23 protein-coding genes are annotated in these 26649 nt (G+C 58.2%); 16 read left to right on the top strand and 7 right to left on the bottom strand.

Translation table 11 applies throughout. From position 1 onward, the window contains the following. The 4 genes from IC37_RS24200 to IC37_RS24185 all read left to right on the top strand — a co-directional run. On the top strand, positions 1–784 hold a 784-nt coding region (locus IC37_RS24200), incomplete at its 5' end, for an HlyD family secretion protein (protein ID WP_030130093.1). Between the two features lie 10 nt (positions 785–794). Continuing rightward, the gene (locus tag IC37_RS24195; protein WP_030130092.1) at positions 795–2948 is read left to right on the top strand and encodes a peptidase domain-containing ABC transporter; all 2154 of its coding nucleotides are present in this window, start codon (positions 795–797) and stop codon (positions 2946–2948) included. 71 nt (positions 2949–3019) lie between these two features. Continuing rightward, positions 3020–4366, top strand: a complete 1347-nt coding sequence (locus IC37_RS24190) for a TolC family protein (protein WP_256580788.1) — start codon at positions 3020–3022, stop codon at positions 4364–4366. Positions 4367–4449: 83 nt separating this feature from the next. Further along, the gene (locus IC37_RS24185) at positions 4450–5589 is read left to right on the top strand and encodes an SbmA/BacA-like family transporter (RefSeq protein ID WP_051414822.1); all 1140 of its coding nucleotides are present in this window, start codon (positions 4450–4452) and stop codon (positions 5587–5589) included. A gap of 67 nt (positions 5590–5656) precedes the next feature. Here IC37_RS24185 and IC37_RS24180 read toward each other — a convergent pair whose 3' ends face one another. Beyond that, positions 5657–5893, bottom strand: coding sequence for a helix-turn-helix transcriptional regulator (locus tag IC37_RS24180; RefSeq protein WP_371916348.1), 237 nt, complete (start codon positions 5891–5893; stop codon positions 5657–5659). Positions 5894–6280: 387 nt separating this feature from the next. Here IC37_RS24180 and cysM point away from each other — a divergent pair, with 387 nt between their 5' ends. The 5 genes from cysM (at position 6281) to IC37_RS24155 (ending at position 12436) form a co-directional block, all read left to right on the top strand. Beyond that, positions 6281–7183: a cysteine synthase CysM gene (gene cysM, locus IC37_RS24175; protein ID WP_030130089.1), complete on the top strand. Its 903-nt coding sequence runs from the start codon at positions 6281–6283 to the stop codon at positions 7181–7183. Then, positions 7183–8535 (top strand): 23S rRNA (uracil(1939)-C(5))-methyltransferase RlmD, encoded by a 1353-nt coding sequence (gene rlmD / locus IC37_RS24170; protein WP_030130088.1) that lies wholly within the window; start codon positions 7183–7185, stop codon positions 8533–8535. Before cysM ends, rlmD begins: the two co-directional genes overlap by 1 nt. 128 nt (positions 8536–8663) lie before the next feature. Further along, positions 8664–10907: a GTP diphosphokinase gene (gene relA, locus IC37_RS24165; RefSeq protein WP_095920386.1), complete on the top strand. Its 2244-nt coding sequence runs from the start codon at positions 8664–8666 to the stop codon at positions 10905–10907. A gap of 124 nt (positions 10908–11031) precedes the next feature. Continuing rightward, complete coding sequence (mazG, locus tag IC37_RS24160) at positions 11032–11865, top strand: nucleoside triphosphate pyrophosphohydrolase (RefSeq protein WP_030130086.1); 834 nt, start codon at positions 11032–11034, stop codon at positions 11863–11865. Between the two features lie 28 nt (positions 11866–11893). After that, the gene (locus IC37_RS24155) at positions 11894–12436 is read left to right on the top strand and encodes a DUF2058 domain-containing protein (protein ID WP_030130085.1); all 543 of its coding nucleotides are present in this window, start codon (positions 11894–11896) and stop codon (positions 12434–12436) included. 257 nt (positions 12437–12693) lie between these two features. Here the strand turns inward: IC37_RS24155 and IC37_RS24150 are convergent, their stop codons facing one another. The 6 genes from IC37_RS24150 to IC37_RS24125 all read right to left on the bottom strand — a co-directional run bounded on the left by IC37_RS24150 (position 12694) and on the right by IC37_RS24125 (position 20253). After that, positions 12694–12882: a hypothetical protein gene (locus IC37_RS24150; protein ID WP_030130084.1), complete on the bottom strand. Its 189-nt coding sequence runs from the start codon at positions 12880–12882 to the stop codon at positions 12694–12696. Positions 12883–13302: 420 nt separating this feature from the next. Next, positions 13303–14523 (bottom strand): beta-ketoacyl-ACP synthase I, encoded by a 1221-nt coding sequence (fabB, locus tag IC37_RS24145; RefSeq protein WP_030130083.1) that lies wholly within the window; start codon positions 14521–14523, stop codon positions 13303–13305. A gap of 11 nt (positions 14524–14534) precedes the next feature. Continuing rightward, a complete protein-coding gene (gene fabA / locus IC37_RS24140; protein ID WP_003179264.1) occupies positions 14535–15050 on the bottom strand; it encodes a 3-hydroxyacyl-[acyl-carrier-protein] dehydratase FabA in 516 nt (171 codons plus the stop codon). A 247-nt stretch (positions 15051–15297) separates the two neighbouring features. After that, positions 15298–17199: an ATP-binding protein gene (locus IC37_RS24135; protein WP_030130082.1), complete on the bottom strand. Its 1902-nt coding sequence runs from the start codon at positions 17197–17199 to the stop codon at positions 15298–15300. Continuing rightward, a complete protein-coding gene (locus IC37_RS24130; protein ID WP_030130081.1) occupies positions 17196–18128 on the bottom strand; it encodes an ABC transporter substrate-binding protein in 933 nt (310 codons plus the stop codon). Before IC37_RS24130 ends, IC37_RS24135 begins: the two co-directional genes overlap by 4 nt. Before the next feature lies 1 nt (position 18129). Next, positions 18130–20253, bottom strand: coding sequence for a TonB-dependent siderophore receptor (locus IC37_RS24125; protein WP_030130080.1), 2124 nt, complete (start codon positions 20251–20253; stop codon positions 18130–18132). A 196-nt stretch (positions 20254–20449) separates the two neighbouring features. On the opposite strand from IC37_RS24125, the gene IC37_RS24120 reads away from it, so the two are divergent. The 7 genes from IC37_RS24120 to IC37_RS24090 all read left to right on the top strand — a co-directional run bounded on the left by IC37_RS24120 (position 20450) and on the right by IC37_RS24090 (position 26613). After that, on the top strand, positions 20450–21475 hold the full coding sequence (locus IC37_RS24120; RefSeq protein ID WP_030130079.1) for an NAD(P)H-dependent glycerol-3-phosphate dehydrogenase: 1026 nt from the start codon (positions 20450–20452) through the stop codon (positions 21473–21475). 30 nt (positions 21476–21505) lie between these two features. After that, complete coding sequence (locus tag IC37_RS24115; RefSeq protein ID WP_030130078.1) at positions 21506–21853, top strand: DUF4389 domain-containing protein; 348 nt, start codon at positions 21506–21508, stop codon at positions 21851–21853. Beyond that, positions 21850–22302 carry a phosphohistidine phosphatase SixA gene (gene sixA, locus IC37_RS24110; RefSeq protein WP_030130077.1) on the top strand — a complete coding sequence of 151 codons (453 nt, stop codon included), beginning with the start codon at positions 21850–21852 and terminating at the stop codon, positions 22300–22302. Before IC37_RS24115 ends, sixA begins: the two co-directional genes overlap by 4 nt. 210 nt (positions 22303–22512) lie before the next feature. Continuing rightward, positions 22513–24180, top strand: coding sequence for an AMP-binding protein (locus IC37_RS24105; protein WP_030130076.1), 1668 nt, complete (start codon positions 22513–22515; stop codon positions 24178–24180). A 32-nt stretch (positions 24181–24212) separates the two neighbouring features. Continuing rightward, the gene (locus IC37_RS24100; RefSeq protein ID WP_030130075.1) at positions 24213–24656 is read left to right on the top strand and encodes a hotdog fold thioesterase; all 444 of its coding nucleotides are present in this window, start codon (positions 24213–24215) and stop codon (positions 24654–24656) included. A 299-nt stretch (positions 24657–24955) separates the two neighbouring features. After that, on the top strand, positions 24956–25762 hold the full coding sequence (locus tag IC37_RS24095; RefSeq protein ID WP_030130074.1) for an alpha/beta fold hydrolase: 807 nt from the start codon (positions 24956–24958) through the stop codon (positions 25760–25762). Then, positions 25759–26613 (top strand): alpha/beta hydrolase, encoded by an 855-nt coding sequence (locus IC37_RS24090; protein ID WP_030130073.1) that lies wholly within the window; start codon positions 25759–25761, stop codon positions 26611–26613. The genes IC37_RS24095 and IC37_RS24090 overlap by 4 nt, the downstream gene beginning before the upstream one ends. The last annotated feature ends 36 nt before the right edge of the window (positions 26614–26649 follow it).

The raw sequence follows: 26649 nt of genomic DNA, 5'->3' as shown, positions 1-26649 counted from the left end.
GGTTGGCATACATGCACCTCTTCAACATGTTATGCCCGAACACAAAATTTATGACAGTCCCCTGATGGATAAAGGCTACATCTCCATGGATCAGCTTCAGCAGCGCCAGGCTGAACTCTTAGGCCAGCGCCAGACTCTTCAGGGTCTGGCTCGTGAAACTACGGCGTTGACACAGCAACTGGTCGAGCGCCGACACGAATTTTCGGGGCTCTCGGCATTGCACGAGAATCAGCTCGCCAGCATCCAGCGGTCATTGTCCAGTGTCCAGCAGGAGCTTATCGAAAGCGAAGCCAAGCGCACGCTGATCATCACGGCCCCCCAAGAAGGCTTAGCAACCGCCATTCTTGTTGAGCCGGGCCAGACCGTTGATAGCTCACGATCATTGATGAGCATCGTGCCCGCCAATTCCCGCCTACAAGCAGAGTTGTACGCACCGAGTAAAGCCATCGGCTTCGTTCGTACAGGCGACCCGGTAATGGTTCGTTACCAGGCTTATCCATACCAGAAATTCGGCCAGCATCGCGGCAACGTGTTGTCTATCTCCAAGGCCACCATGTCTGCCGCTGAGCTTGCGAACATGACCGGAAGTGTGCCGGGGCTGGGGCTGAGCGGCGAACAGATCTACCGCATTCGTGTTGATATCGAAGCGCAATCCGTCTTGGCTTACGGCAAACCAAGACCATTACAAACCGGCATGCTGGTTGAGGCAGACATTCTGCATGAGACTCGCCGCCTCTATGAATGGGTACTTGAACCGCTCTACAGCTTAACTGGCAAACTCTAGGGGCCAATGCATGAACTATCTCGACGCAATCAGCTTGCGCCTGGGCCGGCGGCTGCCCCTGATCCTACAAACCGAAGCGACAGAGTGCGGCTTAGCCTGTCTTGCGATGATTGCGGGCTACCATGGCCATCACGCAACACTGATGGAACTGCGACGCCAGTTCAGCGTGTCGCTCAAGGGAGTTACGCTCAAACAGCTGATACAGACAGCTGAACAGATGAAGCTCGGCACTAGGGCGGTGAGGCTTGAACTGGAGGACTTGAGCAAGCTCAAACTGCCGTGTGTATTGCATTGGAACTTAAACCATTTCGTCGTGCTCAAGGTCGTAGACGGTCAGCGTCTTACTTTGCATGACCCGGCTCATGGCATCCGCCAGTTGAGCCTGGCCGAGGCTAGCAAGTCGTTCACGGGGGTTGCCCTTGAGGTGTGGCCATGCAGCGACTTTGAAAAGCAGGAAGCCAAGCCCCAAGTCAAATTGATGAGCATGCTGGGACGGGTAAGCGGTCTTTATCGCGCCTTGGCGCAGATTCTGTTACTGGCTCTGGTCCTGGAAGTATTCTCGCTGGTTAGTCCTTTTTTGCTGCAGTGGATCATCGACAACGTACTAGTCACTCAAGACCGTGACCTGCTGACGACGTTGATCATTGGTTTTGGTCTGTTACTGCTAATGCAACAACTAGTGAGCGCTATACGGGCCTGGGTGATGATGCACACGAACACCTTGTTGAGCGTGCAATGGCAGGCAAATGTATACAGTCACCTGCTGCGCCTGCCGATCCAATACTTTGAAAAGCGCCACCTGGGCGACATCGTCTCGCGCTTCGGTGCTATTGGCGCGATACAGGGGACACTGACAGCCGCCTTCTTTTCTACGATTCTGGATGGGCTGATAACCATCGCGACACTCTTCCTCATGATTATCTACAGCCCGTTGCTGGCAGCCATTGCGGTGACTGCCATGTCCTTGTACACAATGGTTCGCTGGGCTTGGTACCGACCCTTACGCCGGGCAAGCGAGGAGCAGATCATTCATGCTGCTCGACAGGAAAGCCACTTTCTGGAAACGGTGCGCGGCATGCGCACAGTAAAACTGTTCCAACGCCAGAGCGAACGACGCTCCGCATGGCTTGGGTTGCTCGTGGAGCAGATCAATGCAGGGTTACGAACCCAAAAGTTGCAACTGATCTATACCCAGCTCAATGGCTTGATTTTCGGTCTGGAAAATCTACTAGCGCTCGGGCTGGGTGCGTCCATGGTGATGAACAACCAATTCAGCGTCGGCGTACTAATGGCTTTTATCGCCTACAAATCCCAGTTTATAGGTCGCGTGGCCAGTTTGGTCGACCATCTGTTCGAACTGCACATGCTGAGTTTGCAAGGCGAACGCCTCGCCGACATTGTCATGCACCCACCAGAAGACAACCGCGGCACGTTGAGTTCCCCGACCTGTATCCAGTGCCCGGTCGATATTGATATCAAAGGTTTGAAGTACCGCTATTCCGATCAAGAACCGTTCGTACTGGATGGCATTGACCTACACATTGGTCAGGGGGAGTCGGTGGCCATCACCGGAGCTTCGGGCAGCGGAAAGAGCACACTGATCAGTCTGCTGCTGGGAATCTTCCAGCCCACCCAAGGCCAGATCCAAATTGCCGGTAGCGAACTGCACCACCTGGGTATGGAAGCCCTCCGCAGCAAGATCGGCACGGTGATGCAGGATGATTGCCTGTTTGCCGGCTCACTGGCAGACAACATCGCATTCTTCGAACCCAAACCTGACCTGGAATGGGCTATGGAATGCGCACGCAAGGCATCAATTCACACTGACATAGTGGCCATGCCGATGGGCTACAACACCCTGGTTGGTGACATGGGGACGGTGTTGTCCGGCGGGCAGAAGCAGCGTGTGTTGCTGGCCAGAGCGCTCTACAAGAAACCCTGCATTCTAATTCTTGACGAGGCAACCAGTCATTTGGACGTGAAGTGCGAGCAGCAGGTAAATGAGGGAGTACGGACACTTAAGATTACTCGCATCATTATCGCTCATCGCTCGGAGACGATCGCCTCAGCAGATCGAGTGGTGATACTGGAAGCTGGCCGGATTGTCTTGGACCAGCCCACCACGGTAACGATGTTTCATTCGACGGGCGATGTCGCACTGTGATGAATATAGCTTTGGCCAACACCCTACTGGCTTGTCTTTGCGCCTGGTCACCGTGGACTGTGGCTTTGGATATGGATGTATTTAAGACCGATCGGGATGTCTCCCGCACTGCGATCAAGGACGTTGATAGCTTGACTTGGTCGTGTGAAGTGGGCTCTGTACCTGCACTTTTGACGCTGGAAGAAATGATAGAGCGGGTTCTTTGTCACGACCCACAGTTGCGACAGTCCTGGGCTAATGCCAAGGTCCAAGCGGCCTTAGTCGGCGTGAAGCAATCGGCGTATCTCCCAAGACTCAACGGTAACTCTGGTATTACCAGTGGTCGTAACGACACCAAGTATGAAATGCGTGGGGAATACTCCCGTCACGGCCATCAACGCCAGTTCGAAAATCGCCTGGGTCTTAGCTGGGTATTGTTTGATTTCGGTCGCCGCGAAGCGGCTCTGCGAAATGCACGACAACTGCTAATTGCAGCAAACGCTAATCAGGACAGGCAGTTGCAGCAGGCCTTCGTGCTGACGGCGCAATTGTACTACGACACCCTCGCTGCACAAGGCAGCCAGATTGCCGCAAGCAAGGTCGCCGCATTAGCGGCCGAAAACCTCAACGCCGCAAGCGCCAAGTATGCCGCGGGAGCTGCGGCGCTCTCTGACCGACTGCAGGCGCAGACTGCATACTCGCAGGCGAGCCTGAACGAAGTTCGCCGCACTGGTGCCTTGCGAAATGCCAAAGGTCTTATCGCACTTCGTATGGGATTGTCGCCGCAAACATCTTTAGAGTTGGCGGGGAGCCTAAGTCGGCGTCCGGACACCCTGTTTATCAAAAGCGTTGACGATTTGCTGGAACAAGCCCGGCAGGATCATCCATCGCTTATTGCCGCCAAGGCCAAGCTGGATGCGGCGAAGGCTGCCATTGACGAAAGCCGAGCTGTCGGGCGTCCTACCCTATCGTTTATCGCAAACATCTCCGATGTGCGGACCAACCAATCAATGGACTACAACGGCGATAGTCGAATGCGTGACAACAGCGTTGGTCTGCAACTGAATATTCCGCTGTTTGAAGGTTTCGAACGCGCCTATCAGGTGCGGGAGGTTCAGGCACAGTTCGAGGCAAGTGAAGCGGAGCTTTCGGATGTTGAACAACGTATCTCGTTGGAGCTGTGGGCCAACTATCAAACGCTGAGCATCGAAACGCGCTCACTAGAAAGAACCGCTGAGTGGGTGGATCAGTCAAATCAGGCCCTGCAAGTTGTGCAAGGGCGCTATAGCTCTGGGGCCGGCAATATGATCGAGCTTCTGAACGCATTGAACGCTTATGCAACAGCGGAACAACAACATATAAACACATTGAACAGCTGGCAGTTGGCGCGATTAAAGCTGGCAGCAAGCCTAGGGCGCTTGGGTTTCTGGGCGCTATAGCCATGTACCTTCGAGCAGGAAGCAACAGAATGTATTAACAATAAACCTATAAATCAATTTCAGGACACTACCGAGAGGCACTGATGGATCACAGTACGACAAACAAGGATGCTACGAATTTCAGCAAAAAGCCCTTCCTGCGAAATACATTTTCCGTACTTTCGTTGTACTGGCAAAGCGAGGAGAAACTTTTTGCGTGGTGTGCGCTTACCGCGTTGGTGGTTCTCTCGCTGCTGGCCGTCGCTACCGCCCTGGCCATCAACGAATGGTACAAACATTTCTACAATGCCATTCAAGATCTCGATGCCCATAAGTTTTACAATTTGGTGGCAGTGTTCCTCGCTATCATCTCGTTTTCGGTGGTACGGTCAGTGCTGATCACCTACTTGGTGGATATATTTGCACTCAAATGGCGACGCTGGTTGACCAACTACTATCTTTCTGTCTGGGTCGTCAAGTCGACCCGGCCCGACCAAGTCGAACAGTGTGTCGACAACCCGGATCAACGTATCGCCGAGGACATCAACAAGTTTACCTTTGAAACCATAGACCTCGCCTGCGGCCTTATCTATACCTTGGTCAGCGTCGTATCCTTCAGTGCTGTGCTGATCAGTATTTCGGGCGACGCGTCGTTCTGGGGAATTACCGTCCCGGCTTATATGTTCTGGGCTGCCATCCTTTACGCCTTGCTGGGTACGTATATCAGCCAGAGAATCGGTTTCAAACTGGTCTCCCTTAGTAATAGCCAGCAGCGATCGGAGGCCGACCTCCGGTACTTTCTTATACACTTTCGTGACGGCTCAAAGGTGCACTCAACCGAGGCCGAGCGTCATTTCGAGAAAGAAAGCATCAGCGAAAAGCTTGATGTCAGCTTAGCTAATATGCGCCGCACCATTCGAGTGAAAATGCGTCTGTCGTTGTTCACCGAGAGTTACAGTCAACTCTCCCTGGTGTTTAGCAGTCTGTTGGCCGTTCCTCGATTTTTCTCCGGCAACATCATGTTCGGTGATGTGATGCAGATCAATTCGGCATTTGGCAACCTGTGCAATAATTTGAGTTGGTTTATCAATGCTTACCACCGTCTTGCTGACTGGAAAGCCACGACCGATAGACTGATCACATTTGATGGTGCGCTGACACTTCTCGCTGAAGTCGATGACCTCACTACTGGGTTTCAGTCACAGTTGCCGAGTAATTCAACTTTTATCACTACGATCAAGTGATCAGGAGCTAAGGCAGTTCTGAAATGCCCACTGCTATTGTATCCCAGATGCATGAGGTCATTGAGTGTTAGTTCCGTTTTATTGAGGTTGCCTGGAGTCGGCCTTTTTTTTCGCTTTCTGCGGGTGTGATGTTTTTGAGTGTGGCTGCGAAAAGTTCAGATCTGCAACCTACATTGTTCTTTCTTAAAATCGACGATACATAGTCGCGTACTGTGAAGTCACTTATGCCAAGCGTAATTGCGATTTGCTTATTGCTCTTTCCACTCAATAGCAGTCTTAGAACCTCCAGTTCTCTATTTGTCATGTTTAACATCTCCATTTTTTATTTTCTGATTGGCTGCATGCGAATCATCAAACCCACGGTTTGAAGCGTGAGTTTTCAGTTGCTTAAGCGATGGTTGGTATTTAAAGATTATAGATAAAGAGTTTTATTTTATACTTCTTCAAAGCCGCTACAACTTGCAGGAATCGTCCTACAGGGGAGGAGATTTCTAACTCGGATGATGTTTTTTATCGTCGACGGGGCAAAAGACTACGGAGACTGCCCTTTGGTGCGTACGAAAATTCACAATAGCCACTCACGTCCCGCTGCTTATTCCCATTCGCCATAAGCCCCTCACTTTGCGTGATATGGCCTGCGCGCGTTTGCCGGTATGATAGGCGCCCCCGCAGTCTGGATTGCGAATACGCCATGACCTTGCAGTACCCAACCATCGCCGATTGCGTCGGCAACACTCCGCTGGTCCGTTTGCAGCGCCTGCCCGGCGCCACCAGCAACACCCTTTTGCTCAAACTCGAAGGGAACAACCCGGCGGGTTCGGTCAAGGACCGTCCGGCGCTGTCGATGATCACCCGCGCCGAATTGCGCGGGCAGATCCACGCTGGCGATACGCTGATCGAAGCGACCTCGGGCAACACCGGGATTGCCTTGGCCATGGCTGCCGCGATCAAGGGTTACAAGATGATCCTGATCATGCCGGACAACTCCAGCGCCGAGCGTAAAGCCGCCATGACGGCCTATGGCGCCGAGCTGATTCTGGTCACTCAGGAAGAAGGCATGGAAGGCGCTCGCGACCTAGCCCAGCGAATGGAAGCCGAAGGCCGCGGCAAGGTGCTGGATCAGTTCGCCAACGGTGACAATCCCGAGGCGCACTACACCACCACCGGTCCGGAAATCTGGCGTCAGACCGAAGGCACCATCACCCATTTCGTCACCTCGATGGGCACCACCGGCACCATCATGGGTGTTTCGCGCTATCTGAAAGAGCAGAACGACAACGTGCAGATCATTGGGCTGCAACCGATGGAAGGCTCGGCGATTCCGGGCATCCGTCGCTGGCCGCAGGAATACCTGCCGAAGATCTACCAGGCCGAGCGCGTGGACCGGATCGTCGACATGGCGCAAAGCGAAGCCGAAGACGTGACCCGTCGTCTGGCACGCGAAGAAGGCATCTTCTGCGGCGTGTCCTCGGGCGGGGCCGTGGCGGCGATGCTGCGTCTGTCCAAAGAAGTTGAAAACGCGGTGATCGTCGCGATCATCTGCGACCGTGGCGACCGTTACTTGTCGACCGGCATTTTCGACGCGCCCAACTGATGGCCAAGCAAGAGAGAGGCCTGCGCTTCCAGCCCACGGGCGGCAGCAAGGCCCCGCAAGTCCCGACCGGCAAAAAGCAGCGCTTGACCATCGAGCGCCTGGCCAATGACGGTCGCGGTATCGCGTTTTTCGAAGGTCGCACCTGGTTCGTCATCGGCGCATTGGCCGGTGAAGACGTCGAGGCGCGGGTCTTGGGTGCCCACGGCAAAGTGGTCGAGGCGCGCACCGAGCGGGTGTTCCAGGTAAGTGAATTGCGCCGCCCGGCACCGTGCGCTCATGCCGCTCGCTGCGGCGGTTGCAGCGTGCAGCATTTGCCCCACAACGAACAGCTCGCCCTGAAACAGCGCATGCTTGCCGAACAATTGTCGCGGGTTGCCGGTGTCGAACCTGATGAGTGGGCAGCGCCGTTGAGCGGTCCGGAATTCGGCTACCGTCGTCGCGCCCGCGTGGCGGTGCGTTGGGACATGAAAGCGAAAAAACTTGAAGTCGGCTTCCGCGCTGCCGGCAGTCAGGACATCGTCGCCATCAACGAATGCCTGGTGCTGGTACAGCCCTTGCAACCGATCATGACCCGCTTGCCGGAGATGCTGCGGCGCTTGAGCAAACCTCAGACACTGGGGCATGTGGAGTTGTTCAGCGGTTCGTCGTTGGCGGTATTGCTGCGGCACATGGCGCCGTTGTCCGAAGCCGACCTGACCATCCTCAAGGAATTCTGCGCGTTCCATGAAGCCCAGTTGTGGCTGCATGGCGACGGCGAGCCACAACCGGTCGAGGCCGATCAGTCGCTGGGCTATCGCCTTGAACAGTGGGACTTGAACCTGGCGTATCGGCCGGGAGATTTCATCCAGGTCAACGCCGGAGTCAACGAAGCAATGGTCGCCCAGGCGCTGGCGTGGTTGGCGCCGAAATCGGATGAACGGGTTCTGGACCTGTTTTGTGGGTTGGGCAACTTTGCCTTGCCGCTGGCCAAAACCGTTCGCGAAGTGGTGGCGGTGGAGGGCGTGCAGGCAATGGTCGAGCGGGCCGCCACTAATGCTGCCAGCAACAATTTGCATAATGCGAAGTTTTTTCAGGCCGATTTATCCCAGCCTTTGGCCGATGCCGAATGGGTCGGTGAAGGCTTTTGTGCGGTACTCTTGGACCCACCTCGCGACGGTGCTTTTGAGGTGGTGCGCAAACTGGCATCCCTGGGCGCCAAACGATTGGTGTATGTGTCGTGCAACCCTGCAACGCTGGCGCGCGACACGGTCGAATTGATCAAGCAGGGCTACCGGTTAAAACGTGCCGGGATTCTCGATATGTTTCCTCAGACGGCACATGTCGAGGCCATGGCGTTATTTGAAGCGAGCTAGGACGGCTCGTCTGGTCCGACTGACCCGCGCGTGCAAAACGCATTCGTCTTAGCCCCGCGAATGCACACGGGCAGCGAAGGTCAGCGATTTGACGCATTGAATCTGCGTCGTAGGGAAGGTAAAGCAAGATGGTACAGGTGAGAGCACACCAGCCGATCAACACGGACGGCAGTATCAATCTCGAGGCTTGGCTCGATCATGCGGTCAGTGTCGATACGGCACTGGATCGCGAAGCCTTGAAGGAAGCCTGCGAGTTCGCTCGTGAGGCCGAACAACAAGCCAATGCGGCGAAGAATCTGTGGTCCGAAGGGACCTCGAGTTTCCGCACAGGCCTTGAGATCGCCGAGATTCTCGCCGACCTCAAACTCGACCAGGATTCGTTGGTCGCCGCCGTGCTGTACCGCGGCGTACGCGAAGGCCAGATCCAATTGCCGGCAGTCAGCCAGCGCTTCGGTCCGGTGGTCGCCAAACTCATCGACGGCGTGTTGCGCATGGCGGCAATCAGCGCCAGCCTTAGCCCCCGTCAATCCCTGGTGCTGGGCACTCAAGGCCAGGTCGAGAACCTGCGCAAAATGCTCGTGGCCATGGTCGACGACGTGCGCGTCGCGCTGATCAAACTGGCCGAGCGCACCTGTGCGATCCGCGCGGTGAAAACCGCCGACGACGAGAAGCGCAACCGTGTCGCCCGTGAAGTCTTCGACATTTACGCGCCGCTCGCCCACCGCCTCGGTATCGGTCATATCAAGTGGGAGCTGGAGGACTTGTCCTTCCGCTATCTTGAGCCCGACCAGTACAAGCAGATCGCCAAGTTGCTCCACGAGCGACGGCTGGATCGCGAGCGCTTTATCGCCGACGTGATGACCCAACTCAAAGACGAGTTGCAGGCCACCGGCGTCGATGCGGACATTAGCGGCCGTGCCAAACACATCTATTCGATCTGGCGCAAAATGCAGCGCAAGGGTCTGGAGTTCAGCCAGATCTACGACGTGCGCGCGGTTCGCGTGCTGGTGCCGGAAATGCGCGATTGCTACACCGCGCTCGGCATCGTCCACACCCTGTGGCGGCATATCCCGAAAGAGTTCGACGACTACATCGCCAACCCGAAAGAGAACGGCTACCGCTCGCTGCACACCGCGGTCATCGGCCCCGAGGGCAAAGTGCTGGAAGTGCAGATCCGCACCCATGCGATGCACGAAGAAGCCGAGTTGGGGGTTTGCGCGCACTGGAAGTACAAAGGCACCGACGTCAAGTCCGGTTCCAATCACTACGAAGAGAAAATCTCCTGGCTGCGTCAGGTTCTCGAGTGGCACGAAGAGCTGGGCGATATTGGTGGCCTTGCCGAACAACTGCGAGTCGATATCGAGCCGGACCGGGTCTACATTTTTACCCCGGACGGTCACGCCATCGACTTGCCGAAGGGCGCGACACCGCTGGACTTTGCCTACCGCGTACACACCGAAATCGGTCACAATTGCCGGGGCGCCAAGATCAACGGGCGGATCGTGCCGCTCAACTACAGCCTGCAAACCGGTGAGCAGGTCGAGATCATTACCAGCAAGCACGGCACTCCGAGCCGCGACTGGCTGAACCCGAACCTGGGTTACATCACTACCTCGCGGGCGCGGGCGAAGATCGTTCACTGGTTCAAATTGCAGGCGCGCGATCAGAACGTCGCGGCCGGTAAAACCTTGCTCGAGCGCGAACTCAATCGCCTCGGCCTGCCGCAGGTGGACTTCGACAAGCTGGCCGAGAAGGCCAACATGAAGACCGCCGAGGACATGTTCGCCGCATTGGGCGCAGGCGATTTGCGCCTGGCGCAATTGGTGAACCTGGCGCAGCAACTGGTCGAGCCGGAACGCGGCAACGAACAGCTGGAACTGATCCCGCGCAAAGCCACGGGCTACAAGCCGGGCAAGCGCGGCGACATACAGATCCAGGGCGTCGGCAACCTGATGACCCAGATGGCCGGCTGCTGCCAGCCGCTGCCGGGGGATGCGATCGTCGGTTACATCACTCAGGGCCGTGGCGTGAGCATTCACCGTCAGGATTGCGCCTCGGTGCTGCAATTGACCGGGCGCGAGCCGGAGCGGATCATCCAGGTCAGCTGGGGCCCGGTGCCGGTGCTCACCTATCCGGTGGACATCATCATCCGTGCCTATGATCGTTCCGGTCTGCTGCGTGATGTGTCGCAGGTGCTGCTCAACGAGCGGATCAACGTGCTGGCGGTCAACACCCGTTCGAACAAAGAGGACAACACGGCGTTGATGTCCCTGACCATCGAGATTCCGGGGCTGGATGCGTTGGGGCGGTTGCTGGGGCGGATTTCCCAGTTGCCGAACATCATCGAAACCCGCCGTAACCGCACGCCGTGATGGTGACCAATGTGGGAGCGGGCTTGCTCGCGAAAGCGGTGTGTCAGACAACATTAATGTCGACTGACACTCCCTCTTCGCGAGCAAGCCCGCTCCCACAAGGGTTTTGCAGTGAGAGTGATTGATGTACAGCCTTGAAGACTTGCTACACCTGATGAACCGTCTGCGCGACCCGCAGTACGGCTGCCCGTGGGACATCAAGCAAACCTGGGCCACCATCGTCCCGCACACCCTCGAGGAAGCCTACGAAGTCGCCGACGCCATCGAGCGTGGGGACTTCGATCACTTGCAGGGTGAGTTGGGCGACTTGTTGTTCCAGGTGGTTTATTACAGCCAACTGGCCCGGGAAGAAGGGCGATTTGAGTTCGATGGCGTGGTCGACAGCATCACGCGCAAACTGATCCGCCGTCATCCTCACGTGTTCCCCACCGGTGATCTGTATGCGCCGCTGGACATCCCGCGTCTGAATGAAGAGCAGGTCAAACAACGCTGGGAAGAGATCAAGGCTGAAGAACGCGCCGAGAAGTCTTTGGCGCCGGAGCAGTTGTCCTTGCTCGACGACGTGCCTGCCGCATTGCCGGCGCTGTCCCGTTCGGCAAAACTGCAGAAGCGCGCAGGGCAGGTCGGTTTCGACTGGCCGGACGCCTTGCCAGTGCTCGACAAGGTTCGCGAAGAGCTCGATGAAGTGCTCGAAGCCATGGCCGACAATGACTCGGCAGCGATTGCCGATGAAGTCGGCGACCTGCTGTTTTCCGTGGTCAATCTGGCGCGACACCTCAAGGTCGATCCGGAAACCGCACTGCGCGGCGCCAACTCAAAGTTTGAAAGACGCTTCCGATTTATCGAACAGGCATTGCGCGACACCCACCGTCCCATAGAAGATTGCACCCTCGAAGAGTTGGACGCCTTGTGGGGCGAAGCCAAACGTCAGGAAAAGAATTTGCCCAGCTGCGGTTGAGCAGTTGCCTAAGTGAGAAATAAGCACCATGAGCATTTCCCTTCGCGACCAGTTGCTCAAAGCAGGGCTGGTCAATCAAAAGCAGGCCAAACAGGTCGGCAAAGAGAAGCAGAAGCAGCAACGTCTGGCCCACAAAGGCCAGATCGAACTCGATGACTCCCAGCAGCGTGCCGCTCAGGAAGCCATGGCCGAGAAGGTCAAGCGCGACCAGGAGCTGAACCGCCAGCAGCAGGAGAAGGCAGAAGCGAAGGCCCGTGCCGCCCAGGTCAAGCAATTGATCGAAGTCTCGCGCCTGCCCAAGCTGACCACCGAGGACTACTACAACTTCGTCGACGACAAGAAGGTCAAGCGCATCTCCGTCAACACGCTGATGCGCAACAAGCTCAGCAGCGGTTCGCTGGCGATCGTGCATCACGCCGGCGGTTACGAAGTAATCCCGCGTGAAGCGGCCCTGAAGATTCAGGAGCGCGATCCACAGCGCATCGTGCAGTTGAATGTGCAGACAGAAGAAGTCAGTGCCGAAGACGATCCGTACGCGGCCTATCAGATCCCTGATGATCTGATGTGGTAAGGCGTTAGGGACTGCAACAACCACAAACCCCGCTCATGGCGTAATGCTGTTCACTTAAGAGAGTCTTGAATCAGAGAAACCTGTGGCGAGGGAGCTTGCTCCCGTTTGAGTGCGTAGCACTCACAAAAATCGGCAATGATTGTCAGATTTTTGGGGCCGCTACGCAGCCCAGCGCGAGCAAGCTCGCTCGCCACAAAGGTACGCACGATCCAAGAGCGCGCCTAAATGAACAGCATTAGTCGTTTTCAATGCGGTCATTACGCAGAACGCGCTTCGCGCTGCTGCTCCAGTGTTTCCAGTTCGGCCTTGTATTGGTGGGCTTCGGTCTCGGAGTGGAACATCCCGACCAACAGGTCTTGTTGATGTACATCCCAGATGCGGATACCGGCGGCGATACCTTCGTGGGACATATGTGAATCGTCGCGTTCAGTTACTTTTACAGTCATCTGCTAGCTCCAATCTCTGTTATCTGCAGCAAGGCGTGTGCAGGCCTTTGTTATATATTTTGTTAGCTGGCTAAGTAAATAGCAGAGTTCGGCAACCCATTTTTGCAGAATCAGCAAAAGTCCTGCAGCCCGCGAAATACGCGACATTCAGTCGCAGGCCATTGAGTTTCATGACAAATGTTTCATGTTTGAGAGGAGGAAAACCACGGTTCGAGCCTGATGGATTGAACACCGCAGAACCTGTGGGAGCGGGCTTGCTCGCGAAAGCGGTCTGACAGACACATTGATGTTGAATGTGCCGCCGTCTTCGCGAGCAAGCCCGCTCCCACAGGTTTGCGCCTTAACTGGCTACTTTATTCAGGCAAAAAAAACGCCCCGAACCAGTCGGGGCGTTTTTGTTTGCGGCGAAGCAGTGGGGTATTACTTACCCTGCCAGCGCTTCAGTACCAGCGTGGCGTTGGTGCCACCGAAGCCGAAGCTGTTGCTCATCACGGTGTTGATGGTGGCGTCTTCGCGAGTCTTGGTCAGGATTGGCATGTCTGCCACTTCCGGGTCCAGTTCGTCGATGTTGGCGGAACCCGCCATGAAGTTGCCTTCCATCATCAGCAGGCAGTAGATCGCTTCGTGAACGCCGGCGGCGCCCAGGGAGTGACCCGACAGGCTCTTGGTGGAGCTGATGGCTGGAGCCTTGTCACCGAACACTTCACGCACACCTTTCATTTCCATGACGTCGCCGACCGGAGTCGAGGTGCCATGGGTGTTCAGGTAGTCGATCGGGGTATCAACGGTGGCCATGGCCATCTGCATGCAGCGGATGGCGCCTTCGCCGCTTGGGGCGACCATGTCGTAGCCGTCGGAGGTCGCGCCGTAGCCAACGATTTCCGCGTAGATCTTCGCGCCGCGGGCCAGAGCGTGTTCCAGCTCTTCGACCACGACCATGCCGCCACCGCCGGCGATGACGAAACCGTCACGCTTGGCGTCGTAGGCACGGGAGGCTTTTTCCGGGGATTCGTTGTACTGGGTGGACAGGGCGCCCATGGCGTCGAACAGGAACGACTGGCTCCAATGCTCTTCTTCACCACCACCAGCGAACACGATGTCCTGTTTGCCCAGCTGGATCTGCTCGACCGCGTTACCGATGCAGTGAGCACTGGTAGCGCAAGCGGAGGAGATGGAGTAGTTCACACCCTTGATCTTGAACGGCGTGGCCAGGCAGGCCGAAACGGTGCTGCCCATGGTCCGCGTGACGCGGTATGGACCGACGCGCTTGACGCCTTTCTCGCGCAGGATGTCCAGCGCTTCCATCTGGTTCAAGGTCGACGCGCCACCGGAACCGGCGATCAGGCCGGTACGCACGTTGGAAACCTGATCTTCGGTCAGACCGGAGTCTGCGATGGCATCTTTCATGGCCAGGTAGGCGTAAGCCGCCGCGTGGCCGACGAAGCGAAAGATCTTGCGATCGATCAGTTCTTCGAGGGGGAGGTCAATGGAGCCGGAAACCTGGCTACGCAGACCCATTTCGGCATATTCCGGGTTGAACCGGATGCCAGGGCGGCTTGCACGCAGGTTAGCGGAGACGGTCTCTTTGTCATTGCCCAGGCACGAAACGATGCCCAGACCAGTGATAACGACGCGGCGCATGCGGATAACCCTTAGAAGTTGTCAGTGGAGGTGAAAACGCCGACCCGGAGGCCTTCGGCGGTATAGATTTCGCGGCCGTCGACGGTCACCGAACCATCGGCAATGGCCAGGTTCAGCTTGCCCTTCAGGACGCGTTTGATATGGATGTTATAGGTGACTTTCTTGGCGGTTGGCAGTACCTGGCCAAAGAATTTTACTTCGCCCGAACCCAAGGCACGACCGCGGCCCGGCAGACCTTGCCAGCCGAGGAAGAAACCGACCAGTTGCCACATGGCATCGAGGCCCAGGCAGCCCGGCATCACCGGATCACCTTCGAAGTGGCAGGCGAAGAACCACAGGTCTGGAGTGATATCCAGCTCGGCGACCAATTCACCTTTGCCGTACTTGCCACCTTCTTCGCTGATCAGGGTGATGCGATCGACCATCAGCATGTTCGGGGCGGGCAGTTGCGCGTTACCTGGGCCGAACAGCTCACCGCGACTGCAACGCAGCAGGTCTTCCCGAGTAAAGGCGTTTTGTTTGGTCATGCGAGCTCCTCAATAGTCCATGCGGCAGGGTGGGGCGAATCTTCCCGGCCGATCGAAGCGTTCATGCCTCGAGTCAGCAGCCTACTCATAGACTATTGCGTTGTGGTGAAAGTCACAGCGCCAAGGACATGAATGTACACTTGTGCACTGAAATTATTATTCAAGCCCCTTTTCGGGCCTGTTCGGGTGCCTAAGACTGCCGCACTTTCGTCGTTCACGCCAGTCGCAGATAGCCGAAAGGCCTGTTCTACTGCACCCATCGCTGCAGAATTTGCTGCAGATCAGTGCGTTTGAAGGGCTTGGCCAGGTAATCGTTCATTCCCGCAGATAAACAGGCTTCGCGGTCGCCCTGCAAGGCATTGGCTGTCAGAGCAATGATCGGCACGTCAGCGCAGCCGGGTAGTTGGCGAATCTGTCGGGTGGCCTCGTAACCGTCGATGACCGGTAGTCGGCAGTCCATCAGAATCGCTTCGAAAATCAGGCTTTCGGCACTGCGCACCGCTTGTGCACCATCGGTCGCGACGCTGACAGTAAAGCCCAGGCTGCGCAACATTGCTTCGACGACGGTGCGATTGACCGGATTATCCTCCACCAGCAGCACATTGCGACCTTCGCCGTGGTCATTGCCGGTATGTCCTCGCGGGGTCAGCACCGGCAGTGGCTGCTTATACAGAGCCAAAGGAATTTCCAGGGTGAACACCGAGCCAACGCCTTCTTCGCTCTGAGCGCGCAAGGTGCCGCCCATCCGCTCAGCCAGAGTGCGGGCAATCGGCAGCCCCAGTCCGGTGCCGCCGTAACGTCTTGAAATGGAACTGTCGGCCTGCTGGAACGCGTTGAACATCAATTCCAGGCTTTCGGCCGGGATGCCGATCCCGCTGTCGCGCACGGCGCAGGTGAACCACAACAGTTCGTGATCCAGGGATTGCCACTGCGGTTCGATCGTGACGCGGCCCCGTTCGGTGAACTTCAGTGCGTTGCCGACCAGATTGACCAGAATCTGCCGGATTCGCGTCGGATCGCCCTGAACCTGAAGGGGGCGCATGTCCTCGGGGATCCGCAGTTGCATATCTAGCCCGCGTTGCACCGCGCTGTGCTGGAACGACTGGGCGCAACTGCCGATCAAGTCCGCGAGGTTGAACGCAATGTGCTCCAGCTCCAGTTCCGAACGCTCGATGCGCGAGAAATCGAGAATGTCATTGATCACTTTGAGCAGGTGCTCGGTGGATTCCGAAGCCAGCGCCGCGTACTCGATCTGCTCCTCGGTCATCTCGGTGGTTTCCAGCAGTTGCAGCATGCCCAGCACGCCATTCATCGGCGTGCGCAATTCATGACTCATCATCGCCAGGAAATCGGATTTGGCGTTGTTGGCCTTTTCCGCTTCTTCGCGGGTCTGGATCAATTGCGCCATGGCCTGATGCTGTTCGCGACTGGCTTGCTCAAGGCCTTGGGCAAGGTTGTTGATGTGCTGCGACAGGGCGCCCAGTTCGGTGTCGTCGACAATCGGCAGGGGTGTTTTGTAGTCGCCTTCCTGGATCGCCTTGACCGCATTGCCGATGTCGTGGATCGGTTGCGACAGGCTGCCGGCCAGACGCCGAGCCAGCAAAAAAGTAAATAACAGTGCGAACAACGCCAGGATCCCGGCCTTGAAGAGGATTTCCTGCTGGCGCTGGTTAAAGGCGTCATTGGACAGGCCGACGATCACCCGTCCCAGATAATCCTCGCCCGGCGCACTGGCGACGGTGCGACTGTTCTGGAAAAAGTCATTGTTGAGCGCAATGCGTTGCAGGCGCACCGGTGCCTGGAAGACTTCGATCTGATGCGAACGGTTGTGCGCTTCCGACGGCTGTTCGACGTACACCAGAAGCCGGTTGGTGCTGTCCTGTATTTCCAGAAAGCGTACGTTGGGCGTGGCCAGAGTGGCCTTGAGCAAACTTTCGAGCACCTCGTTGTTGCCCGAAATGACCCCGTATTCGGTGGCCGGCGCCAGTTGATTGGCGATCAGTTGACCGGTGTGATTGAGTTCCTGACGCAGGTCCTGGATTCGCACGAAGGTGAAAAAACTGATCAGCAGCAACGTCAGCAACAGGGCTGGGCCGAGGCTGATGATCTGGGTGCGGGTATTGATGTCCCAACCGCGACGGAAGGTCATGGGCGGCGTTCTCCTTCGGCCAGCTGTGGTGCGACAGAGGCTTCATTCGTCAGTTCAATACTTAATGAACGAGCCACTTGCGGGTTGCTCAAGACCTTGAAGTGTTGCGGATAAAGTGCGCGCGGCCAGGTGCCCGAGGGTTGATCGAGCAGTTCGTCGAGAATCTTCAGCCAATCGTTCTGGTCGCTGTAAGTGCTGGCCAGGCTACCGGCCCTGACGAAGGCTGCGTTGGGACCGATCAGTGCCAGTTGCCGCGCATAGCTGCTGAGCAGCAGGTTTTTCACGGTTTTCGGGTTGTACAGATCAGGGTCGTCCAGGCCCAACAGCACATCACTGTTTTTCAGCAAGGCCTGCAAAGGGCGGCTGTCGTTGGTGTTATCCCAACGCTCGGTGACCACTTCAAGGCCCAGGGGCAGGGCGGCCTGACGCAGCTCCTTCAACAAGAATTCGCTGTGTCTGTCGAAAAGCACGCCGACCCGCCGGGCCTCAGGCAGGAGCAGTCGGATCAGGCGCAACTGTCGGTCCAGCGGCGGATCGCTCCAGAGCAGGCTGAGGTGCGGAGGCAGGGCATTGCCCAAGCGTTGACGGGCTTGCAGGCGACTGATGCGCAGCACCAGCGTCGCCGGGCCTTGGGCGTCTTGCAGGCGCCAGTCGAGGCTGGGCAAGTCGAGTAAAATCAGACGGATGCCAACGGGCAGTTGGTCTGGCGCCGGCAGGCTGGCAAGAGGCTGGAAGCGCACGCTATCGGTGGGGCGCAACTCGCTGAGGGCCTGAACGAAAGACTGCACGCCGGGACTCTCCTCGGCACCGGTCAGCAGAATGTCGGCGGCCCGTGCCGGCAGATTGCACAGCAGCCCGGTAAACACCAGGCACAACCCGGCCAGCAGGCGGCCAAGGGTTGGCGTCTTCCGTGACGGGCGATACTGCATCTTAGAACTCCAGCTCCGCGCTGAAGTAGAGCACCCGGCGATCATCGTAGTGGTTGTCGACGAAGGTGGTGGGCTGATTGTCGAGGCGTTGCTGGAGGACCCCGGCCAGTTCCAGGTTGGCCTTGCCCAAGCCGATGCGTTTGGCGATGCGCGTGTCGACCCGTTCGAAGCGGTAACCGTTGAGGGCGTCGGCGCCATAGTAAAAGAGCGCGCTGTTCCAGCCCTGGCCCCAGCTACGTAGCCAACCGGCGGAGCCGCTGTTGCGCGCAGTCTGTTGTGCATCCAGTGGGTTGCTCGCGTCGGCATCGACGTAGGCATAGGTCAGGCGCAAACGATCGGCGCTGCTGACGCGCCAATCCAGCTGGGTTTCAGTCCCGCTGAAGCGGGAGCTGTTCGAGTTGCTGGCGATGTATTGGTTGTTACGTAGCGGTTCGCTGATCATGCCGGTGATTTCGTCGTAGAACAGCTTCACGTCGACCGCCAGTCCCCACTCGGCGAAGTAGCCGTTGTAGCCCAATTCCCGGGAGCGCATGCGTTCCTGTTCGAGGTCGCCCGGGCCACGGGTCTTGACGAAATAACGGGCGCTGGACTGGCCGTAGGCACTGGGTCGCAGGTTGGTGACCTGGTAGCTCCAGTTGACGTTGTTTTCGAACATATCCGGCGAGCGGATGGCTTCCGAGTACACCGCGCGCAAGCCGTGGCGCGGGTTGATCAAGTAGTTGACTGCCACCCGTGGGGTTAGCGAGTTGCCGGTCAATTGGGTGTCTTCGAACATCGCACCGCCTTGCAGCAACCAGTGTTCGGTGACGCGCCACTCGAGTTGGCCGAATGCCCGCCAAGTGGTGTCGTCGAGCGTGCCATTGAAGTACGTCTCGGAATCTGCCCGGTCGTAACGATAGTTCAGGCCGCTGACCAGCCGCAGACTGTCGGACAGGCTGAGCGTGTCTTGCAGTTCGAGGTCGTAGCGCGATTCCCGGGCGCTCTGATCAATGTCGCCGCAGAGGGTTTGTCGGGCGCCGTTTTGCCATTGGTCCAGCACCTGATTGCCCAATGCCTGTTCGGCCGGTGTGCCTGCCGGTGCACCTAGGCCGGTAAAGCGCACCATGTTGCGCGCCAGGCGTTCGGTGTAATTCGGATTGAGTTGCCAGAGCTCGGTCAGCTCCGGGCTGAACGAGACCTCGGCATCGCAGGCACGCCACGTCTGTTGACGATCCCAATGTTGCGCCGAGCCCTGAATATAAAGGCTGTGGTCGGGATTGATGTCCAGGTTCCAGCGCAGCGAGCCGGCATAGTCCTTGGCGATGACGTCAGAATTGTTCCCGGCAGCGGTAATCCCCGGGAATACAGGGCGGTAGGTATAGGGCCGCTGGTTGCTCCCGTCCTTGGCATTCAGTTGCCAGTCGATGCTCTGGTTTTCATTAAGCGTCTGGCTGACGGCGAGGCTGAGGCGGTTCAAGCGACGGCTGTCGCGGTAATCGGCACCGGTGCGGTCCGAGTCGAAGCCGTCATCTTGTTGGCCGGACAGCGACAGGCGCAAGTCGCCGCTTTCCCAGCCCGTGCCCTGGCTGGCGTAGAAATCATTGACGCCGCGCTGGCCCCGGGTGACTTTCAGCCGCGTGCCGTGGCTGTCGGCCGGTTTGCGGGTGATGATATTGACCACCGCCATCAGCGCGTTGGCACCATAGCTGACGGTGTTGGGGCCACGGAAAACCTCGATGCGCTCGATGTCTTCCATGGCCACCGGAATATCACTCCAGTCCACCGTGGCCAGGCCTGCGCGATACACCGAGCGGCCGTCGATCAACACTTGCAGGCGCCGCGCTTCGCTGGCGTTGGTGCCGTGGTAGTTCACCGTCGCCTGATTGCCGCTGATATTACCGACCATCATCCCCGGCACCAGCCGCAGCAACTCGCTGATGTCCCGCGCACCGCTGGCATTGATCAGTTCGCTGTCGATCACCGTCATGCTCCCCGGCACAGCCGCAGGCGACTGCTTCAGGCGCGTCGCCGTCAGCACTTGCGGCAACGGATCGTTGTCGAGGAACAAGTCGTCGGCCAGCAATGGCGAGCTGAAGATCAGCGTCAGTACCAGCGGCGAGCGAGGGCAGGGAAAGCCAAAAGACACGGCACGGCCTTGATAGCGATGAGTTGGCGCGCATGTTAACCGAGCGCAACGACTTTTCCAGTCACGATGAAGGCATTTTCCTCGGTTTTCTTGGTCTTCTTCCTACAAGTGTCGGTAATTGATGCTGGGGCTGGCCGCCACCGGGCCGCTCCGTATAATGCCGACATCGCCACTGGTATGGATTAACGGATTGCATATGACTGAACAGCGCCCAATTGCGGTCCTGGGAGGCGGAAGTTTTGGTACCGCCGTGGCTAATCTGTTGGCCGAGAATGGGCATCAGGTCCGGCTGTGGATGCGTGACCCCGAGCAGGCCGAGGCCATTCGGGTCAATCGTGAGAACCCGCGTTACCTCAAAGGCATCAAGATTCTTGCGGCGGTGGAGGCGGTCACAGACCTGCAAACCACCCTGGAGGCCTGCGACCTGTGCTTCGTCGCGCTGCCGTCCAGCGCGCTGCGCTCGGTGCTGGCACCCTACGCCCAACTGTTGAGCGGCAAGTTGCTGGTGAGCCTGACCAAAGGCATCGAAGCCCACACGTTCAAGCTGATGAGCCAGATCCTTGAAGACATCGCACCGCAAGCGCGCATCGGTGTGCTGTCCGGGCCGAACCTGGCCCGTGAAATCGCCGAACACGCGCTGACCGCCACAGTGGTCGCCAGCGAAGACGAAGAACTCTGCCAACGGGTTCAGGAAGCGCTGCATGGCCGGACCTTTCGTGTGTACGCCAGCGCCGACCGCTTTGGCGTGGAGCTGGGCGGGGCACTGAAAAACGTCTATGCAATCATCGCCGGCATGGCGGTGGCATTGGGCATGGGTGAAAACACCAAGAGCATGCTGATCACCCGGGCATTGGCGGAAATGACCCGCTTCGCGGTGAATCAGGGTGCCAACCCGATGACTTTCCTGGGGCTGGCGGGGGTCGGGGATTTGATCGTCACCTGCTCGTCGCCGAAAAGCCGCAATTATCAGGTCGGGTTTGCCCTCGGCCAGGGCTTGAGCCTGGAGGACGCGGTGACGCGCCTGGGCGAAGTGGCCGAAGGGGTGAACACCCTCAAGGTGCTCAAGGCCAAGGCTCAGGAGGTGGGTGTGTATATGCCGCTGGTCGCCGGATTGCACGCGATCCTGTTCGAAGGGCGCACGCTTGAACAGGTGATCGCGCTGCTGATGCGCGGCGAGCCGAAAACCGACGTCGACTTTATTTCCACCAGCGATTTCAACTGAACCCTCTACTCAATAGGAACGGAGTGAGACATGAACGATCAGAAAGTAGAAGCCAAGTACGAATCCATCCTGCTGCGGGTGCTGTGGATGATTGTCTATGTGCTGGTCTGGCAAGTGGCGCAATTGATCCTCGGTGCGGTGGTGTTGGTGCAGCTGATCTATCGTTTGATTTATGGCGCACCGAGCTCCAGCCTGATGAATTTCGGCGACAGTCTGAGCCAGTTTCTGGCGCAGATCGGTCGTTTCGGCAGCTTTCACAGCGACCAGAAGCCTTGGCCGTTCGCCGACTGGCCGATGCCGCGTACACCGGAAGGTGAAGCCCCGCACGTTGTGGCGCCAGCACCGCATCCGGCCCGAGATGAGGAACCGAAATTATGAAACTCTGGGTATTGCGTCATGGTGAAGCCGAGCCTCACGGTACTCGCCCGGACTCCGAGCGAGCATTGACCGTCAAGGGGCGTGAAGAGGTGTTGCGCACTGCTGCCCAATTGATCGGCCAGCCGTTAACCGCCATTTATGCCAGTCCTTATCATCGAGCGCAGGAGACGGCAGAAATTGTGCGTACGGCGCTGGGTTTCGCGCCGGAGATCCGCACGGTCGACTGGCTCAAGCCCGACAATTATCCGCAAGCGGTGGCGGAGCAGTTGGTGTCCGTGGATCACGCACTGCTGGTCAGCCATAACCCGCTGGTCGGTAACCTGCTGGGCTATTTGCAGCATGGTCATGTGCAGGAGCCGGAGAAAGTCGGCACAGCCGGGCTGGCGGAGCTTGAGGGCGACGAACTGTTGGTTGGGGCGATGAAGCTCAACGGCATAAAACACCCATAGTCCCTGAAGAAACCGGGCTAATGTGGGAGCGGGCTTGCTCGCGAAGGCGGTGTGTCAGCTAACAATGGTGTCGACTGATACGCCCTCTTCGCGAGCAAGCCCGCTCCCACAGGTTCTGTGTTGCGACTGGTTTTTGTGTGAAATAGTCAACCAAGCACTTGCTTGGTTGACTACGCTTGCTCCAGACAAAAAATAAAGGAGCAAGTCGCAATGTCTGCTGCTTTCCGTTTGCCATTGGACGTCTTCTACGAGCGTGAAGCCCGTCATCCCCGCCAGCGCTTTCTGGTCCAGCCGACAGGGGGCGGTCAGGTCGAGACGCTGACCTGGGCCGATGTTGGCCATCAGGCGCGCTGTGCCGCCCACTGGCTGCGGGCTCGCGAATTGCCACAAGGCAGCCACATTGCGCTGATCTCGAAAAACTGCGCCCACTGGATCATCGCCGACCTGGCGATCTGGATGGCCGGGCATGTCTCGGTGCCGCTTTATCCCAATCTGACCGCCGATTCCGTGGCCCAGGTGCTCGATCACTCCGAGGCCGCGCTGGTGTTCATTGGCAAGCTGGATGACTGGCCCGGCATGTCCGTCGGGGTCAAACCCAACCTGCCGACCATCAGCTTGCCGCTGTGTCCGGCCGGCAACTTCGATTTCAGCTGGACCGATCTGCAACGCAGCTCGCCGATTCAGGACGACCCCAAACCCGCCGCCGATCAGCTGGCGACCATCATTTACACCTCCGGCACCACGGGCCAGCCCAAAGGCGTAATGCACAGCTTCGGCAACTTGGGATTTGCCACCACCCGTGGCACGCAGTTATTCGGCCTGAATGAGTCGGATCGCCTGCTGTCCTACCTGCCGCTGTGCCACGTCGCTGAGCGGATGTTCGTCGAGCTGGCATCGATCTACACCGGGCAAACGGTGTTCTTCGCCGAGAGCCTCGACACCTTCCTCACCGATTTGCAGCGTGCCCGGCCGACCGCGCTGTTCGGCGTGCCGCGGATATGGACCAAATTCCAGATGGGCGTCTACAGCAAGATCCCGGAAAAACGCCTCGACTTCCTGCTCGGCTTGCCCTTCATCGGCAAACGGGTAGGGCACAAAGTTCTCGCCGGGCTGGGGCTGGACGCCTTGCGCATCGCCTTGTCCGGCGCTGCGCCCGTGCCGCAGACCTTGCTGCTCTGGTATCGAAAACTGGGGCTGGATGTGCTGGAGGTGTACGGCATGACTGAAAGTTGCGGTTATTCCCACATCGGCCGGCCAGGTCAGAACAAACCTGGCTGGATCGGCCAGCCATGCCCGGAAGTCGAAGTGTGTATCGAACCGTCTGGTGAAGTACTGGTGCGTAGCGGTGCGACGATGCTCGGCTATTTCAAGGAGCCCGGGAAAACCGCCGAAACCATCACCGAGGATGGCTTCTTGCGTACCGGTGACAAGGGTGAGGAAGACGCCGAAGGCAACCTGCGCCTGACCGGGCGCCTGAAGGAAATCTTCAAAACCAGCAAAGGCAAATACGTTGCCCCGGCACCGATCGAGAATCGTCTGGCAGTACATTCGCGGATCGAACAAGTGTGCGTGGTCGGCGATGGGCTGAGCGCACCACTGGGGTTGTGCGTGTTGTCGGTGGTCGGTCAGCAGGACGCGAAGGGATCGGCCCGGGCGGGTTTGCATTCGAGTCTGGAAAAACTGCTGGAGGAGGTCAACGGCGTTCTCGACAGGCATGAGCGCTTGCGCCGGTTGGTAGTGGTCAAGGACAGTTGGGCGGTGGAAAACGGCTTCCTGACACCGACCCTGAAGATCAAGCGCAACATGATCGAAGCGGCTTACGGTGCTCGGTTTGCAGAATGGAGCGAGCGCAGCGAGGCGGTGCTGTGGCAGGATTGACCCACGAACAATACCAACAAAGGAACCCAGCGATGAGTCTGTGGCGCACCACTCCCAACGTCGAACAGTTGAACGCAATGCAGAAAAACACCATCGGCGAAGTGCTGGATATTCGCTTCGAAGCCTTCGATGAGGAGTCCCTGACCGCGAGCATGGTCATCGACCATCGCACGCACCAGCCCTATGGTTTGCTGCACGGCGGCGCCTCGGTGGTGCTGGCCGAAACCGTTGGCTCGACGGCCAGTTTCCTGTGCATCGACGCCAGCAAGTTTTATTGCGTGGGCCTGGAAATCAACGCCAACCATTTGCGCGGCCTGCGCAGTGGGCGAGTGACGGCGGTGGCCAAGGCGATTCACATTGGGCGCACCACCCATGTCTGGGATATTCGTTTGAGCAGCGATGAGGGCAAGGCCAGTTGCGTGTCGCGGCTGACCATGGCAGTGGTGCCGTTGGGTGAGAACCCGCCGGCGCGTTGATTCCTGATCGAGCCAAAGCTTCATGACCGACGAATTTTTGTGGCGAGGGAGCTTGCTCCCGCTGGGTCGCGAAGCGGCCCCAACCGGATTGCACCGCTCTCTGGTTACACCGCATTCACCAATTTTGCGGCTGCTGCGCAGCCGAACGCGAGCAAGCTCGCTCGCCACAAGATTCTCAGTGGATGCTGAATGGTCATAGCCCTGACCCGACTGTCATCATTCCTGTCAGTTACGGTCATTGCTGTAGGACACGGTCTTACGGACAATCAACCCCTGTTCTCGCTCATGGATTTGCAGGTATGTCGCAACAGATATTTTTCGCCCACGCCAATGGATTTCCTTCGGGGACCTACGGCAAGTTGTTCGCGGCGCTGGCGCCCGAGTACCAGGTGACGCATCTGGAGCAGCACGCTCATGACCCGCGTTTTCCGGCGGACGACAACTGGAACAATCTGGTGGATGAGCTGATTCATCACCTCAAGCAGCAACCGGAGCCGATCTGGGGCGTTGGTCATTCCTTCGGCGGTGTGCTGCATCTGCACGCCGCGTTACGTTGCCCTGAGCTGTATCGCGGCGTGGTGATGCTCGATTCGCCGGTGCTGACCCGTGCCGATCAATGGGTGATCCGTGCCGCCAAGCGCTTCGGTTTCATCGATCGCCTGACCCCGGCCGGTCGTACGTTGGGACGACGGGAAGAGTTCGCCGATCTGGAAGCGGCTCGCCTGTATTTCGCCGGCAAAACCCTGTTTCGTGGCTTCGACCCGGAATGTTTCGATGCCTATCTTCAACATGGTTTGCAAAAGGTCGGCGACAAGCTGCGCCTGCGTTTCGACCCAGCCACGGAAATCAGCATCTACCGCGGGGTGCCCCACACCAGCCCCGGTCGTGCACGGCAGTTGAAAGTGCCGCTGGCAGTGGTTCGCGGGCACAAGAGCCGCGTGGTGATGCGCCATCACGCCCGTTCCGTCGGGCGCATGCCCTTGGGTGAGTCCTTGACCATGCCCGGTGGCCATATGTTTCCCCTCGAACGTCCACAAGACACGGCCACGCTGCTGAAGAATCTGTTCAGTCGCTGGGAAGGTCGCCGCCAACAGGATTGTGCATGAGCAGCGTCGTCGAAGAAGTTCGCCTGAGCCTCCCGCATATCGAATTGGCGGCGCATCTGTTCGGTCCCGAGGACGGTTTGCCGGTGATCGCCTTGCATGGCTGGCTGGACAATGCCAACAGCTTTGCCCGGCTGGCGCCCAAGCTCAAGGGCTTGCGCATCATCGCTCTGGACATGGCCGGGCACGGTCACTCGGGGCATCGGCCGAACGGCGCCGGTTACGCGCTGTGGGACTACGCGCATGACGTGCTGCAAGTGGCCGAGCAGTTGGGATGGAAGCGTTTTGCATTGCTGGGGCATTCCCTGGGGGCAATCGTCTCGCTGGTGCTGGCCGGTTCGTTGCCGGAACGGGTGACTCATCTGGCCTTGATTGACGGCGTCATTCCCCCTACAGACAAAGGCGAAAATGCCGCCGAGCGCATGGGCATGGCCCTGCAAGCACAGTTGGATCTGCGGGAAAAACGCAAACCGGTCTACAACACCCTCGATCGCGCCATCGAAGCACGAATGAAGGGTTTGGTGGCGGTCAGTCGCGAAGCCGCCGAACTGCTGGCTCAGCGTGGTTTGATGCCGGTGCCGGGCGGTTATACCTGGCGCACTGACAGCCGCCTGACCCTTCCATCACCGCTACGTCTGACCACCGAACAAGCGATGGCCTTCGTTCAGCGCGTCAGTTGTCCTGCACATCTGGTGGTCGCGGCTGACGGCATGCTCGCCAAACATCCCGAGTTGCTGGAACGTCTACCCTTTAGCCGTGAACAGTTGCCTGGCGGCCATCATTTGCACCTGAATGACGAACCCGGTGCCGACCTTGTCGCAGACTGTTTCAATCGGTTCTTCACCGTTCCTTGACTTGCGCCCGGCAACTGTCGAGGCTGAGCGGGTTGA

This window comes from Pseudomonas sp. QTF5 (genome assembly GCF_000512695.2).
GTDB lineage: Bacteria > Pseudomonadota > Gammaproteobacteria > Pseudomonadales > Pseudomonadaceae > Aquipseudomonas.
Note: the sequence above shows the minus strand (reverse complement) of the source record. Positions and strands in the feature narration are given on the sequence as shown.

Coding starts and splice junctions, on each gene's coding strand:
- IC37_RS24195 (WP_030130092.1), top strand. CDS start 795: ATGAACTATCTCGACGCAATCAGCTTGCGCCTGGGCCGGCGGCTGCCC.
- IC37_RS24190 (WP_256580788.1), top strand. CDS start 3,020: ATGGATGTATTTAAGACCGATCGGGATGTCTCCCGCACTGCGATCAAG.
- IC37_RS24185 (WP_051414822.1), top strand. CDS start 4,450: ATGGATCACAGTACGACAAACAAGGATGCTACGAATTTCAGCAAAAAG.
- IC37_RS24180 (WP_371916348.1), bottom strand. CDS start 5,893: ATGACAAATAGAGAACTGGAGGTTCTAAGACTGCTATTGAGTGGAAAG.
- cysM (WP_030130089.1), top strand. CDS start 6,281: ATGACCTTGCAGTACCCAACCATCGCCGATTGCGTCGGCAACACTCCG.
- rlmD (WP_030130088.1), top strand. CDS start 7,183: ATGGCCAAGCAAGAGAGAGGCCTGCGCTTCCAGCCCACGGGCGGCAGC.
- relA (WP_095920386.1), top strand. CDS start 8,664: ATGGTACAGGTGAGAGCACACCAGCCGATCAACACGGACGGCAGTATC.
- mazG (WP_030130086.1), top strand. CDS start 11,032: ATGTACAGCCTTGAAGACTTGCTACACCTGATGAACCGTCTGCGCGAC.
- IC37_RS24155 (WP_030130085.1), top strand. CDS start 11,894: ATGAGCATTTCCCTTCGCGACCAGTTGCTCAAAGCAGGGCTGGTCAAT.
- IC37_RS24150 (WP_030130084.1), bottom strand. CDS start 12,882: ATGACTGTAAAAGTAACTGAACGCGACGATTCACATATGTCCCACGAA.
- fabB (WP_030130083.1), bottom strand. CDS start 14,523: ATGCGCCGCGTCGTTATCACTGGTCTGGGCATCGTTTCGTGCCTGGGC.
- fabA (WP_003179264.1), bottom strand. CDS start 15,050: ATGACCAAACAAAACGCCTTTACTCGGGAAGACCTGCTGCGTTGCAGT.
- IC37_RS24135 (WP_030130082.1), bottom strand. CDS start 17,199: ATGACCTTCCGTCGCGGTTGGGACATCAATACCCGCACCCAGATCATC.
- IC37_RS24130 (WP_030130081.1), bottom strand. CDS start 18,128: ATGCAGTATCGCCCGTCACGGAAGACGCCAACCCTTGGCCGCCTGCTG.
- IC37_RS24120 (WP_030130079.1), top strand. CDS start 20,450: ATGACTGAACAGCGCCCAATTGCGGTCCTGGGAGGCGGAAGTTTTGGT.
- IC37_RS24115 (WP_030130078.1), top strand. CDS start 21,506: ATGAACGATCAGAAAGTAGAAGCCAAGTACGAATCCATCCTGCTGCGG.
- sixA (WP_030130077.1), top strand. CDS start 21,850: ATGAAACTCTGGGTATTGCGTCATGGTGAAGCCGAGCCTCACGGTACT.
- IC37_RS24105 (WP_030130076.1), top strand. CDS start 22,513: ATGTCTGCTGCTTTCCGTTTGCCATTGGACGTCTTCTACGAGCGTGAA.
- IC37_RS24100 (WP_030130075.1), top strand. CDS start 24,213: ATGAGTCTGTGGCGCACCACTCCCAACGTCGAACAGTTGAACGCAATG.
- IC37_RS24095 (WP_030130074.1), top strand. CDS start 24,956: ATGTCGCAACAGATATTTTTCGCCCACGCCAATGGATTTCCTTCGGGG.
- IC37_RS24090 (WP_030130073.1), top strand. CDS start 25,759: ATGAGCAGCGTCGTCGAAGAAGTTCGCCTGAGCCTCCCGCATATCGAA.